The sequence below is a fragment of the Rhodococcus sp. NPDC047139 genome, from assembly GCF_040643435.1.
GTDB lineage: Bacteria > Actinomycetota > Actinomycetes > Mycobacteriales > Mycobacteriaceae > Rhodococcus.
The window spans coordinates 29,956-42,810 of record NZ_JBEYUH010000014.1 but is presented as its reverse complement, the minus strand read 5'-3'; the positions used below and the strand labels follow the sequence as shown (position 1 = coordinate 42,810).

Annotated in this window: 12 protein-coding genes; 5 read left to right on the top strand and 7 right to left on the bottom strand. The window is 68.9% G+C overall.

Going from position 1 to position 12,855, the window contains the following annotated elements; translation table 11 throughout:
- The first annotated feature begins 144 nt into the window (after positions 1–144).
- Complete coding sequence (locus ABZ789_RS17385) at positions 145–624, top strand: nuclear transport factor 2 family protein (protein WP_358426018.1); 480 nt, start codon at positions 145–147, stop codon at positions 622–624.
- 24 nt (positions 625–648) lie between these two features.
- Here the strand turns inward: ABZ789_RS17385 and ABZ789_RS17380 are convergent, their stop codons facing one another.
- Positions 649–1,500 (bottom strand): tRNA (adenine-N1)-methyltransferase, encoded by an 852-nt coding sequence (locus ABZ789_RS17380; protein WP_358426015.1) that lies wholly within the window; start codon positions 1,498–1,500, stop codon positions 649–651.
- Positions 1,501–1,589: 89 nt separating this feature from the next.
- On the opposite strand from ABZ789_RS17380, the gene ABZ789_RS17375 reads away from it, so the two are divergent.
- Both ABZ789_RS17375 and ABZ789_RS17370 read left to right on the top strand, forming a co-directional pair.
- Positions 1,590–2,411, top strand: coding sequence for a PD-(D/E)XK nuclease family protein (locus ABZ789_RS17375; protein WP_358426012.1), 822 nt, complete (start codon positions 1,590–1,592; stop codon positions 2,409–2,411).
- 57 nt (positions 2,412–2,468) lie between these two features.
- Entirely contained in the window at positions 2,469–3,308 is an 840-nt protein-coding gene (locus ABZ789_RS17370; RefSeq protein ID WP_358426009.1) for a thioesterase family protein, read from the top strand.
- A gap of 41 nt (positions 3,309–3,349) precedes the next feature.
- Here the strand turns inward: ABZ789_RS17370 and hisG are convergent, their stop codons facing one another.
- The 6 genes from hisG to metH form a co-directional block, all read right to left on the bottom strand.
- Complete coding sequence (gene hisG / locus ABZ789_RS17365) at positions 3,350–4,213, bottom strand: ATP phosphoribosyltransferase (RefSeq protein ID WP_358426006.1); 864 nt, start codon at positions 4,211–4,213, stop codon at positions 3,350–3,352.
- 91 nt (positions 4,214–4,304) lie between these two features.
- Positions 4,305–4,586, bottom strand: a complete 282-nt coding sequence (locus tag ABZ789_RS17360; RefSeq protein WP_241386812.1) for a phosphoribosyl-ATP diphosphatase — start codon at positions 4,584–4,586, stop codon at positions 4,305–4,307.
- A 43-nt stretch (positions 4,587–4,629) separates the two neighbouring features.
- Entirely contained in the window at positions 4,630–5,520 is an 891-nt protein-coding gene (locus ABZ789_RS17355; RefSeq protein WP_358426003.1) for a pseudouridine synthase, read from the bottom strand.
- Between the two features lie 3 nt (positions 5,521–5,523).
- A complete protein-coding gene (locus ABZ789_RS17350; RefSeq protein WP_358426001.1) occupies positions 5,524–6,405 on the bottom strand; it encodes a rhodanese-related sulfurtransferase in 882 nt (293 codons plus the stop codon).
- 1 nt (position 6,406) lies between these two features.
- Complete coding sequence (locus ABZ789_RS17345) at positions 6,407–7,114, bottom strand: HAD family phosphatase (RefSeq protein WP_358425998.1); 708 nt, start codon at positions 7,112–7,114, stop codon at positions 6,407–6,409.
- Complete coding sequence (gene metH / locus ABZ789_RS17340) at positions 7,107–10,676, bottom strand: methionine synthase (RefSeq protein WP_358425995.1); 3,570 nt, start codon at positions 10,674–10,676, stop codon at positions 7,107–7,109. Before metH ends, ABZ789_RS17345 begins: the two co-directional genes overlap by 8 nt.
- Before the next feature lie 51 nt (positions 10,677–10,727).
- Between metH and ABZ789_RS17335 the strand changes: the two genes are divergently transcribed.
- Both ABZ789_RS17335 and ABZ789_RS17330 read left to right on the top strand, forming a co-directional pair.
- The gene (locus tag ABZ789_RS17335) at positions 10,728–11,627 is read left to right on the top strand and encodes a PAC2 family protein (RefSeq protein WP_358425992.1); all 900 of its coding nucleotides are present in this window, start codon (positions 10,728–10,730) and stop codon (positions 11,625–11,627) included.
- Complete coding sequence (locus tag ABZ789_RS17330) at positions 11,624–12,769, top strand: MFS transporter (protein ID WP_358425989.1); 1,146 nt, start codon at positions 11,624–11,626, stop codon at positions 12,767–12,769. The genes ABZ789_RS17335 and ABZ789_RS17330 overlap by 4 nt, the downstream gene beginning before the upstream one ends.
- Positions 12,770–12,855: the final 86 nt, after the last annotated feature.

Here is a 12,855-nt window from a genome sequence, read left to right as displayed (position 1 = left end):
ATCGCCCAGCGCGGGAGAGGACACGAAACAGTCGTGTTCCGAACGTGTGTCGCGGGTGGGACAGGTCACGCCACCACCCTCCGGGCCGATGTTAGGCTTCCCTAATATCGCGAGTCGTTCGTTTCTCCCGAAAGGTACCCCGCCGTGATCTCACCCACCGCTCGCGTGACCTGCACCGCCGCAGTGCTCACCGCCCTGGCCACGCTCACCGGCTGCAGCTCCGACAGCAGCGAGGACACCGCCCCCGCCACGACCACCCCGACCACCACCACGAGCACCGTCGCCGCCGCGCCCGTGACCACCGAACAACTGCAGACCCAGATCGACGTGTTCTTCGACCCGGCCGCCACCAGCGCCGACCGCGCCGCGGTGGTGGAGAACGGCACCGCCCGGCTCGCCGTGCTCGACCAGTTCACCGGCGTGCTCGCCGGCTACCCGCTCACCGGCACCGTCGGCGAGATCACCACCGTCGACGCCGACACCGTCACCGCCACCACCGACGTCACCGGCCCCCACGGCGGCGCACCCATGCCGCTGACCTTCGAACAGGTCGACGGCACCTGGCTCATCGCCGACGAAAGCGCCTGCTCGGTGCTCAGCATGGGCCGGCTCAGCTGCGAATGACCCCGCCTCGGGCGCGGCGCCGGCTCAGCCCTTGCTGGGCCGGCGCTGCGGCTTCGGGGTCTCCACCCCGTCCTGCAGCCGCCGCGCACTGACCAGAAACGCCGTGTGCCCCTGCATCCGATGCTCCGGCCGCACCGCCAGACCCACCACATGCCAGCCGCGCACCATCGACTCCCACGACCGCGGCTCCGTCCAGCAGGTCTGCTCCCGCAAGGCCTCCACCACCCGCGACAACTGCGTCGTCGTCGCCACATAGACGATCAGCACCCCACCGGGCACCAACGCCGCCTTCACGGTGTCGAGCACCTCCCACGGCGCGAGCATGTCCAGCACCACCCGATCCACCCGGCCGTGCGTGTCCAGGTCGTAATCGGCCAGATCACCGAGCACCGTCGTCCAGTTCGCCGGGCGCTCCCCGAAGAAGGTGTCCACATTGCGCTCGGCGTATTCGAGGTGATCCGCCCGCACCTCGTACGAGATCACCTGCCCCGCCGGGCCCGCCGCCCGCAGCAACGAACAGGTCAACGCCCCCGACCCGGCCCCGGCCTCGAGCACCCGCGCCCCCGGGAAGATGTCGCCCTCCTGCACGATCTGCGCCGCATCCTTCGGGTAGATCACCTGCGCGCCCCGCGGCATCGACATCACATAGTCGACCAGCAGCGGCCGCAACGCCAGATACGGCGTGCCGTTCGTGGAGGTCACCACCACCCCCTCGTCGGTGCCGATCAGATCGTCGTGCAGGATCCCGCCGCGATGGGTGTGGAATTCCTTGCCCGGCTCGAGCACCACGGTGTACTTGCGGCCCTTGGCATCGGTCAACTGCACCCGGTCTCCGACCTCGAACGGTCCGCTGCGCCCGAGTCCGCCTACTGCCATCGCCGTGTCCACCTTCGTTCCAGCCCCGCACCCGCGAACAGGCACGCAGGTCCGGCACCGTGTCGGACCCGCGTCCTAGCCTGCCAGGTGTGACCACAGCCGCGACCACACCCCCCACCGACGGGGTGCGGCCGCTCGCCCTGTCCCCCTCGCGGGCCGCCGACTTCACCCGCTGCCCGCTGCTGTACCGGTTCCGGGCCGTCGACCGGCTCACCGCACCACCCACCCGTGCCCAGGCACGCGGCACCGTCGTCCACGCCACCCTCGAAGCGCTGTTCGCCCTCGACGCCCCCGACCGCACCCGCACCGCCGCCGAAGCCCTGCTCCCGGCCGCGCTGACCCGGGCACTCGACGCCGACCCCGGCCTCCGCCGGCTCGTCGACACCACCACCCGGCCGGCCTTCCTCGCCGAGGCCGCCGCCGCGCTCGGCACCTACTTCACCGTCGAAGACCCCACCGCGGTCACCGCCGAAGGCTGCGAACTGCGCGTCGAGACCGTCCTCGACGGCGACATCCCGCTGCGCGGCATCATCGACCGCCTCGACATCGACGCCACCGGCGCCGTGCACGTCGTCGACTACAAGACCGGCCGCGCCCCAGCGCCCCACCTCGAACGCACGGCGCTGTTCCAGCTGAAGTTCTACGCACTGATGCTGTTGCAGCAGCGCGGCATCGCCCCGGCCTCGCTGCGGTTGCTGTATCTCGGCGACGGCCAGGTGCTGCACTATCGCGCCGACCCCGACCAACTGCGCCGCTTCGAACGCGTCGTGCGGGCACTGTGGACCACGATCCGGCACCTGCGCGCCGACGGCGACTTCCGCCCCAACCCCGGCCCCGGCTGCCGGTGGTGCGATCATCAGGGCCTGTGCCCGGCCTTCGGCGGCACCCCACCGCCGTACCCGCGACGCTGAGACAGCGCCGCCGACGCCAGCCGCATCCCACCGCCCCGAACAGCAGGAGAACACCGAGTGAGCGACGCCGCCTACTACCTGCCGGTCCCTGAGGCCGCGTCCCCCACCACCGCGGCCGACGACCTGGAGATCGCGGTGTTCCGGCCCACCGCCCGCACCGTCAGCACCTGGGGACCACACCTGCAGCACGGCGCACCGCCCTCGGCGCTGCTCGCCCGCGCGATCGAACGGCACCGGCCCCGCCCCGACACCCGCCTCACGCGCCTGACCGTCGACCTGCTCGGTCCCGTACCCCTGACCGACCTCGAGGTCCGCACCCGCATCGAACGACCCGGTCGCCGGATCGAACTCGTCGTCGCCGAACTGTGGGCCACCGCCCCCGACGGCACCGACCGCGCGGTGGCGCGCGGCACCGGCTGGCGCCTGGAAACCGTCGACCTGCCCGAAATCAGCTGCACCTCCGAACCCCCGCTGCCGCCGCCCGCCGAGGCCACCCCCGCCGACCCCGACCCGTCCTGGAAAGGCGGCTACATCGACACCCTCGACTGGCGCATCGTCGTCCCCTTCGGCGCACCGGGCCTGTCCTCGGCGTGGATGCGCAGCGAGATCGCCCTCGTCGAAGGCGAGACCCCCAGCGGGCTCGACCGGCTGATGAGCGTCGCCGACGTCGCCAACGGGGTCGGTTCCAAACTCGATCCCCGCCGCTGGACGTTCCTCAACACCGAACTGACCGTGCACCTGTTCCGCGTCCCACAATTCCGCGAGCAGGACTGGGTCGGGATCGCCGCGGAAATGTCCGTCGGACCCGACGGGGTCGGCATGACCGCCGGGCTGCTCTACGACGAGACCGGCACGCTGGGCCGCATCACCCAGAACGTGCAGGTGCGGCCCCGCTGATCGCGGAGCCGCACCGAAAGACAACCAGGTGGCAAGCGTGCCTATTCGGCGGCGCGCATCGCCCGGCACGAACGGATGTTCGACGCGAGGATCGCGCGCGCCCCGATCTCGGCGAGCCGGTCCATCACCGCGTTGTGCCCCTTACGCGGCACCATCGCCCGCACCGCCACCGACGTCTCGTCGGCCAGCGGCGAGATCGTCGGCGACTCCAACCCGGGGGTGACCTGCACCGCCTGATCGAGCAGGTGCTTGGGGCAGTCGTAGTCGATCATCACGTACTGCTGCGCGAAGACCACACCCTCGAGCCGGGCGATCAGCTGATTGCGGGCCCGATCCGAACGATCCGAACCCTCCCGCTCGATCAGCACCCCCTCCGAATCGCACAACGACTCCCCGAAGGCGACGAGATCGTGCTGCCGCAACGTCCGCCCCGAACCGACCACATCGGCGATCGCGTCCGCGACCCCGAGCTGGATGGAGATCTCCACCGCACCGTCCAACCGGATCACCTCGGCCTCGATGCCACGGGCCTCGAGATCGCGGCGCACCAGATTGGCGTACGAGGTGGCGATGCGCAGCCCCTGCAGATCCTCGACCGCCCACTCCCGGCCCTTCGGTGCGGCATACCGGAACCGCGACGACCCGAAGCCCAAGGCCAGCCGTTCGGTGACCGGCGCCCCCGAATCCATCGACAGGTCGCGGCCGGTGATTCCCAGATCCAACTCACCGGAGCCGACGTAGATGGCGATGTCCTTCGGGCGCAGGAAGAAGAATTCGACGTCGTTGACCGGATCGATGACCGTCAGATCCCGCGAGTCCGTGCGGCGACGGTAACCCGCCTCCTGCAGGATCTCGGCGGCGGACTCGGACAGCGAACCTTTGTTGGGAACTGCGACGCGCAGCATGAGCAGGGGTCCTTTCGAACAACGAGCAGAAGCGAGGAAGGGAGCTACAGGGCACGGACGGCGGCGCCGGCAACAGCCGGACCACCGGCCGTCACAGATGCTTGTAGACGTCCTCGAGCTTCAGACCGCGCCCCACCATCAGCACCTGCACCCAGTACAGCAGCTGCGAAATCTCCTCGGACAGCTCCTCGTCGGACTGGTACTCGGCGGCGATCCACACCTCACCGGCCTCCTCGAGTACCTTCTTGCCCTGGAAATGCACACCGGCGTCCAGGGCAGCGACGGTCCCGGAACCCTCGGGTCGGGTCTGGGCACGTTCGGACAGCTCGGCGAACAGGGAATCGAAGGTCTTCACAGGGGTCGATTGTTTCATGCCCCGCCCCCGGGCCCGCATCCAGGACACCGACGCCCCGGGCTCAGAACTCGAGCACCCGCTCGCTGACGAACCGTCGCGGCACCCCACTGATCGGATCGGTGAACTCGAGCGCCCGCGCCAGCAACCGCAGCGGCGCGGTGAAATCGTCCGCACGGCGCCGCAGGAACTGCGGATAGAAATTGTCCCCGACGATCGGCAACCCCAAACCCGCCAGATGCAACCGCAACTGGTGCGTGCGGCCGGTACGCGGCCACAACCGGTAGCGGGCCAGCTCCCCCCGCCGCTCCACCAGCTCGATCCGGGTCTCCGCATTCGGCTCGCCGTCGAAGAACTGCGCCGCCGTGAGCTCCCCGTGCCGCTTGACGATCCGCGAGCGCACCACCCGCGGGAACTCCAGCTCCGGCCGGTACCGGGCGACGGCCTCGTACACCTTGCGCACCCGCTGCCGCTCGAACAACTCCTGATAGGGCCGCCGCCACGCCGGATCGGTCGTACACAACAACACCCCCGCCGTCATCCGGTCGAGCCGATGCACCGGCACCAGCTCCGGCACCGCCAACTCGCGCCGCAACCGCACCACCACCGACTCGCGGATATGCACCCCCCGCGGGATGGTCGCCAGAAAATGCGGCTTGTCGACGACCACCAGCCCGTCCTCGCGATGCAGAACCGGCACCGGGAACGGCACCGGCACCTCCGCCGCCGGCTCCCGGTAGAAGTACACGAACCGGGTCGGCTGATAGCGGGTGTGCCGCTCGACCCGACGCCCGTGCTCGTCGACCAACTCCCCCGCCGCCATGCGCCCGACCCAATCCTCATCCGGGTGCGTGGCCTGCAAGAACTCCACGATCGTGCCCGCCGCGGTCTCGGCGGGCATCCGGATGCGGTCCGGGCCGAGCCCATCGCGCACCGGCAGCGGCGCAGCGCGCACGCCCTAGCCCTCCACGCCGTTCGTCGCGGACCCCACCGGATCCGGCACACACCCCTCGCACACCAGGGTCAACTCCCGGCCGCGGACGTCCGGATGGTTTCGGTACCGTGAGGTCGGCGCGCCGCACACCGTGCAGCGACCGATCACCGTCGCCGCGTCGCTGAACTCGACGTTCATCCGCCCGTCGAAGACGTACAGCGAACCCTCCCACAGGCCCTCGTCGCCGAAGGTCTCGCCGTACCGCACGATCCCGCCCTCGAGCTGGTAGACCTCCTCGAACCCCCGGTTGCGCATCAGCGCCGACAGCACCTCGCAGCGCACCCCACCGGTGCAGTAGGTCACCACCGGACGCGACTTGAGATGGTCGTAGCGACCGCTGTCCAACTCGGCGACGAAATCGCGGGTGGTGGCCACGTCCGGCACGATCGCCCCCCGGAACCGGCCGATCTGCGCCTCGAAACCGTTGCGGCCGTCGAAGAAAACCACCTCGTCGCCGCGCTCGGCGACCAGTGCGTGCACCGCATGCGGCGACAGATGCGTGCCCCCGTCGACGATCCCGTTCTCGTCGACCTTCACCTCCTCGGGCACCCCGAAGGTCACGATCTCCGGACGCACCTTCACCGACAACCGCGGAAAATCGTGCCCGGTGCCGTCGGACCACTTGATGTCGGTGTCCTTGAAAGCGGCATAGCTGCGCAGGCCCCGCACATACTTCTTCACCGCAGCGATGTCACCGCCGACGGTGCCGTTGATCCCGTGCTCGGAGATCAGGATCCGCCCCGTCAACCCCAGCGACGACGCCAGCGTGTGCTGCCACAACCGGATCGCCTCCGGATCGGGCAGCGGCGTGAACTTGTAGAACAACACGATCTTCGGGACCGCCACCTCAGCACACCCCCGAGCCGTGCAGCTCGCGCAGATCGTCCGCGGTGACGCCCTCGAGCGTCGACCGGAACACCCGGCGCGGCGAACCGGGCACCTCCACCAACGACGGCACCACCAGCACCGAGCACCCCGCCGCGTCCGCCGCGGCCGCGCCGGTCGGCGAATCCTCCACCGCCAGACACTGCCCCGGCTCCAACCCGAGCAACTGCGCCGCCCGCCGATAGGGCGCCGGATCGGGTTTACCCGCCGGCACCTCGTCACCGCACACCGAATAGTCGAAATGCTCGCGGCCCAGAGTGTCCAGCGCCACCTCACACAACGCCCGCTCGGTGTTGGTGACCAGCACCGACCCCAACCCCGCGTCACGCACCGTGCGCAGCGCGGCCTGTGCGCCGGGCCGCCACGGCAGACCCTGCGCGAACAACCGCCCCATGTAATCGGTCAGCCACGCCGCCGCAGCCGCCGCCTCCTCCGGTGTCGGTTGCAGACCCAGACCCGTGAAGGTGCGCAACACCGCCAGATCCATCGGACCACCGATCGTGGCGATACGGGTCTCCTCGCTCATCGGACCACCGAGATGCAGCGACAACTCCCGCATCCCGATGTCCCACAAGCGTTCCGACTCGAGCAGCGTGCCGTCCATGTCCCACAGCACCGCACGCAGCGTCCCGGATGGCGCCGCCACCGGCACCCGAACCTGCTCAGACATTGAAGTACTTCGCCTCCGGATGATGCAGCACGAACGCATCGGTGGACTGCTCGGGATGCAACTGCAACTCCTCCGACAGCTCCACCCCGATCCGCTCAGGTTCGAGCAGCTCCACCAGCTTGATCCGATCCTCCAGATTCGGGCACGCCCCATACCCGAACGCGAACCGGGCACCGCGATAGCCGAGCTTGAAGTACTCCGCGACCTCCTCCGGATCCTCATCCGCGGCCGTGCCACCACCGGCGAACGCCAGCTCCTGCCGCACCCGCCGATGCCAGTACTCGGCCAGCGCCTCGGTCAGCTGCACCCCGATGCCGTGCACCTCCAGATAATCCCGATACGAATCCGCCGCGAACAGCTCGTTCGCGAAATCCGCAATGGGCTGGCCCATCGTCACCAGCTGGAACGGCCACACATCCACCTGACCCGACGCGAGCGCATCCTCCCGCGACCGCACGAAATCGGCGATGCACAAGAACCGCGACCGCTGCTGCCGCGGGAAAGTGAACCGATAACGCTCGGGTGCATCCGGGCGCGGCTCGGTCAGCACCACCACATCGTCACCCTCGGACACCGCCGGGAAGTAGCCGTACACCACCGCCGCGTGCTGCAAGATCCCCTCGGTCGCCAACCGGTCGAGCCAGTACCGCAACCGCGGCCGACCCTCCGACTCCACCAACTCCTCGTAACTCGGCCCGTCACCGCCGCGTTGCCCGCGCAGCCCCCACTGCCCGAGGAACAACGCCCGCTCGTCGATCAACGCCGCATAATCCGCCAACGGGATGCCCTTGACCACCCGCGTACCCCAGAACGGCGGCGTGGGCACCGGCAGATCCGACGCGACATCGCTGCGCGCGGGGATCTCCGCCGGCGTCTCGGCGGCCTTGCGCTTCTCCGCGATGCGCTTGCTGCGTTCGTGCCGTTCCTTGCGCTCGGCGGCCTTGCGTGCGGCCTCGATCGCTTCCGGGCTGTCCGGCGCCGGCCCCTCCCCGCGCTTCTCCGCCATCACCCGATCCATCAGCGACAGACCCTCGAACGCGTCCCGCGCATACGACACCTGACCCTGATAGACCTCCGCCAGATCGTTCTCGACATAGCTGCGCGTGAGCGCCGCACCGCCGAGCATCACCGGGAACTGTTCCGCGACCCCGCGGGCATTGAGCTCCTCGAGGTTCTCCTTCATCACCACCGTGGACTTCACCAGCAGACCCGACATACCGATCACATCGGCACGCTTGTCGATCGCCGCATCGAGAATCGACGCGATCGGCTGCTTGATGCCGAGATTGACCACCTCGTAGCCGTTGTTCGACAAGATGATGTCCACCAGATTCTTGCCGATGTCGTGCACATCGCCCTTGACGGTCGCCAACACGATCCGGCCCTTGCCCTCGTCGCCCGTGGACTCCATGTGCGGCTCGAGGAAGGCCACCGCCGACTTCATCACCTCGGCGGACTGCAACACGAACGGCAACTGCATCTGCCCGGAACCGAACAGCTCACCGACCGTCTTCATCCCCGACAACAGCGTGTCGTTGATGATCGCCAACGGCGGCGTCGTCTCCATCGCCTCGGTCAGATCATCCTCGAGACCATTGCGCTCACCGTCGACGATGCGCCGCTCGAGCCGCTCGAACAGCGGCAACGCCGCCAGCTCCTGCGCCCGCGACTCCCGCGCCGACGCCGCCGACACGCCCTCGAACAACTCCATCAGCTTCTGCAGCGGGTCGTAACCCTCGCGGCGCCGGTCGTACACAAGATCCAACGCGACCTGCCGCTGCTCCTCCGGAATCCGCGCCATCGGCAGGATCTTCGACGCATGCACGATCGCCGTGTCCAGACCCGCCTCGGTGCACTCGTGCAGGAACACCGAGTTCAGCACCTGCCGCGCCGCCGGATTCAAACCGAACGACACATTCGAGATACCCAGCGTGAAGTGCACCTCCGGATGCGCCTCGTGGATACGCCGAATCGCCTCGATCGTCTCGATCGCGTCGCGCCGGACCTCCTCCTGACCGGTCGAGATCGGAAAGGTCAACGCATCGACAATGATGTCCTGCGGCGCCAGCCCCCACCTACCGGTCAGATCCGCAATCAACCGCTCGGCGATGCGCACCTTGTGATCGGCGGTCCGCGCCTGACCCTCCTCGTCGATCGTCAACGCGACCACCGCCGCGCCGTGCTCGACGACGTGCTCCATGATCCGCTCGAACCGCGAACCCGGGCCGTCCCCGTCCTCGTAGTTCACCGAGTTCACCGCGCACCGGCCACCAAGATGCTCGAGACCGGCCTTGATGACATCCGGTTCCGTCGAGTCGATCATGACCGGCAACGTCGACGACGTCGCGAACCGCGACGCCAGCTCCGCCATGTCCTCCGCGCCGTCACGCCCGACATAATCGACGTTCAGGTCCAGCATGTGCGCGCCGTCGCGGATCTGATCCTTCGCGATGTCCAGGCACTTCTGCCAGTCCGCGGCAAGCATCGCCTCCCGGAACGCCTTCGACCCGTTGGTGTTGGTGCGCTCCCCGATCATCAGAATCGACGCGTCCTGCTCGAACGGCACCGCCGTGTACAGCGACGACACCCCCGGCTCCGGCTGCGGCGCGCGCGGCGCCGGCCGAACCTCACGCACCGCCTCGGCGACCTGCCGGACGTGCTCGGGCGTCGTACCACAGCAACCGCCGACGAACGCGAGACCGTAGTCGCGGACGAATCCGGCGAGAGCCTCCGCCAGCTCGCCCGGCTGCAACGGATACTCGGCACCGTTCGCGCCCAGCACCGGCAGACCCGCATTCGGCATCACCGACACCGGGATGGTCGCGTGCTGCGACAGGTACCGCAGATGCTCGGTCATCTCCGCCGGTCCGGTCGCGCAGTTCAATCCGATCAGGTCGATTCCAAGCGGCTCGAGCGCGGTCAGCGCCGCACCGATCTCCGAACCGAGCAACATGGTGCCGGTCGTCTCCACCGTCACATGCGTGACGATCGGGATCCGGCGGCCCGCCTGCTCCATCGCCCGCTTGCTGCCGATGATCGCGGCCTTCGCCTGCAGCAGGTCCTGGCAGGTCTCCACGAGGATCGCGTCCGCACCGCCGTCGAGCATGCCCAGCGCGGCCTTGGTGTAAGCGTCGCGCAGCGCCACGAACGGAGCGTGGCCCAAAGTGGGCAGCTTCGTGCCCGGACCCATCGAGCCGATCACCATCCGGGGCATACCGTCGGCGCCGGGACCCATCTCGTCGGCGACCTCCCGGGCCAGGCGGGTACCGAGTTCGGACAGTTCATAGATACGGTCGGCGATGTCGTAGTCGGCGAGGTTGGGCAGGTTGCAGCCGAAGGTGTTCGTCGAGACGACGTCGGCGCCGGCCTCGAAGTACGCCCGGTGGATCGCACGGATCACATCGGGACGAGACTCGTTGAGGATCTCGTTGCACCCCTCCAAACCGCGGAAGTCGTCGAGCGAGAGATCCGCGGCCTGCAACATGGTGCCCATCGCCCCGTCTCCGATGACAACGCGCCGCTTCAGCGCATCGAGCAGGACAGAATGAAGTGGGGTGGACATGCCCTTCAGACTAGTGGGCGCCCGGATCAGGCCGGGTCGTAGGCTGGACGAGTGAGTACACCCGAGTTTCCCGAGACCCCGGACCAGGACGTCCCCGTCCTGCGCAATCCGGTGCTCGTCGCCGCCTTCGAGGGGTGGAACGACGCCGGCGACGCTGCCAGCGGCGCGGTCGAGCACCTCGAACTGATCTGGGACGCCGAGCCATTCGCCGAGCTGGACTCCGAGGAGTACTACGACTACCAGGTCAACCGCCCACAGGCGCGGCTGGTCGACGGGGTCACCCGCGAGATCGAGTGGCCCACCACCCGCCTGTCGCTGTGCTCACCGCCCGGCAGCGACCGCGACGTCGTCCTGCTGCACGGCATCGAACCGAGCATGCGCTGGCGCAGCTTCTGCGACGCCATCATCGAACTCGTCGACGAATTCGAGGTCCACACCGTCGTCCTGCTCGGCGCGCTGCTCGCCGACACACCGCACACCCGCCCGGTCCCCGTGACCGGCACCGCCTACAGCGCCGAAGCCGCCGAACGCTTCAAATTGCAGACCTCCAGGTACGAAGGACCCACCGGCATCACCGGGGTACTGCAGGACGCCTTCGTCCGCGCCGGCATTCCCGCCGTGTCGTTCTGGGCAGCGGTCCCCCACTACGTCTCCAACCCACCCAACCCCAAGGCCACCGTCGCCTTGCTGCGCCGTGTCGAAGACGTCCTCGACCTCGAGGTGCCCCTCGGTGAACTTCCGCTCCTCGCCGAGGAATGGGAACAGACCGTCACCGACATGATCGACGACGACGAGGAGATCGCCGAATACGTGCGCACCCTCGAAGAGCGCGGCGACGCCGAAGCCGAGGAGGACATCTCCGAGGTGATCGCCAAGATCGACGGGGACGCTCTCGCGGCGGAGTTCGAACGCTATCTCAGGCGACGGGGTCCCGGCGGCTTCAATCGGTGAGGGGCGCACGCGAGCCGCTGCAGCGTACGGCGCTCTACGCGGGCGGCTTTCTCGGGCCGTTCGGCGGCAGTGTCGTCGTGTCGATGCTGCCCGAGATCGGTGCCGACACCGGCGTGTCCACCGGTACCGCCGCGACGACGCTCACCGCCTATCTCGGAGTCTTCGCCGCCGCCATGCTGTTCTCCGGCACCCTCGGAGCACGCTGGGGACGTGTCCGCACCCTCCGCACCGCGTATCTCGTCTACGCCGCGGTGTCTGTGGCCGCCGCCCTGGCCCCGACCTTCTCGTTGTTGACCGGCACCCGCATGCTGCAGGGCGCAGCCAACGCGTTCACCACACCGTTGCTGCTCGCCGCGCTGGCCGTCATCACCCCGAAAGACCGGCTCGGCCGTGCGCTCGGACTGTTCGGCGCGATGCAGGCTGCCGGTCAGACCGTCGCTCCGCTGGTCGGTGGTCTCGCTGCCGAGGTCAACTGGCGCTGGGCGTTCGTGGTGCTTGCCGGCGCGGCTCTGGTCCTGGCGCTGATCGGTCTTCCCGCTTCGGTACGTGACGACCCGTCCGATGCCGCGCAGGCCCGTCTGCGTGACGCCCTGAGCCCGCGGATCCTGCGGATCGGGCTGGTCGCGCTGGTGGGTTGGGGTGCGCTCGGCGGTCTCGGCTTTCTGCTCGCCTTCCGCGTCGAGGACGACTTCGGGCTGTCCCCCTCCGAACGCGGCGCGATGCTCACTCTGTTCGGTCTCGCCGGCATCCTCACCTCGCGACCCGTGGGAATGCTCATCGATCGCATCGGTGCCCGCCGCACCGTGCTCGGCGGTGCGCTCAGCGGCGCAGTGCTGGTCGTGATCGTCGGCACCGTCCCCCTGCTCGCAGTGGTCGGCATCGCCTGGTTCCTGGCCGGTGTCGCCTCGCAGTGTGTACTGGTCGGCGTCAACGCCGCGGTTCTCGGTGGGCCGGGCGGCAACCGCGGCGGTGCGGTCTCGGTGGTGCAGGCCTTCCGCTTCGGCGGCGCGGCCTTCTCCCCACTGCTGCTGACTCCGGTCTACGGCACCGGCCCCGTGCTGGCGTTCCTGCTGCCCGCAGCCCTTCTCGGGGTGCTCGTGCCGCTCGCGATGACGCGGCGCCCGGAAGGCACACCCAGTTGACCCACCCTGCGTCAGGGCAAGGTGTTTTGAGTAGTTGGTGACCCTGGTGGGTTGGTGAGTGTTCGTATGGAGGTGAAGTTCTGGTT

What these genes read in the sequence shown, in the direction of transcription:
- ABZ789_RS17380 (WP_358426015.1), bottom strand. Translation starts at nt 1,500, where the DNA reads ATGGCAGTAGGCGGACTCGGGCGCAGCGGACCGTTCGAGGTCGGAGAC.
- hisG (WP_358426006.1), bottom strand. Translation starts at nt 4,213, where the DNA reads ATGCTGCGCGTCGCAGTTCCCAACAAAGGTTCGCTGTCCGAGTCCGCC.
- ABZ789_RS17360 (WP_241386812.1), bottom strand. Translation starts at nt 4,586, where the DNA reads ATGAAACAATCGACCCCTGTGAAGACCTTCGATTCCCTGTTCGCCGAG.
- ABZ789_RS17345 (WP_358425998.1), bottom strand. Translation starts at nt 7,114, where the DNA reads ATGTCTGAGCAGGTTCGGGTGCCGGTGGCGGCGCCATCCGGGACGCTG.
- metH (WP_358425995.1), bottom strand. Translation starts at nt 10,676, where the DNA reads ATGTCCACCCCACTTCATTCTGTCCTGCTCGATGCGCTGAAGCGGCGC.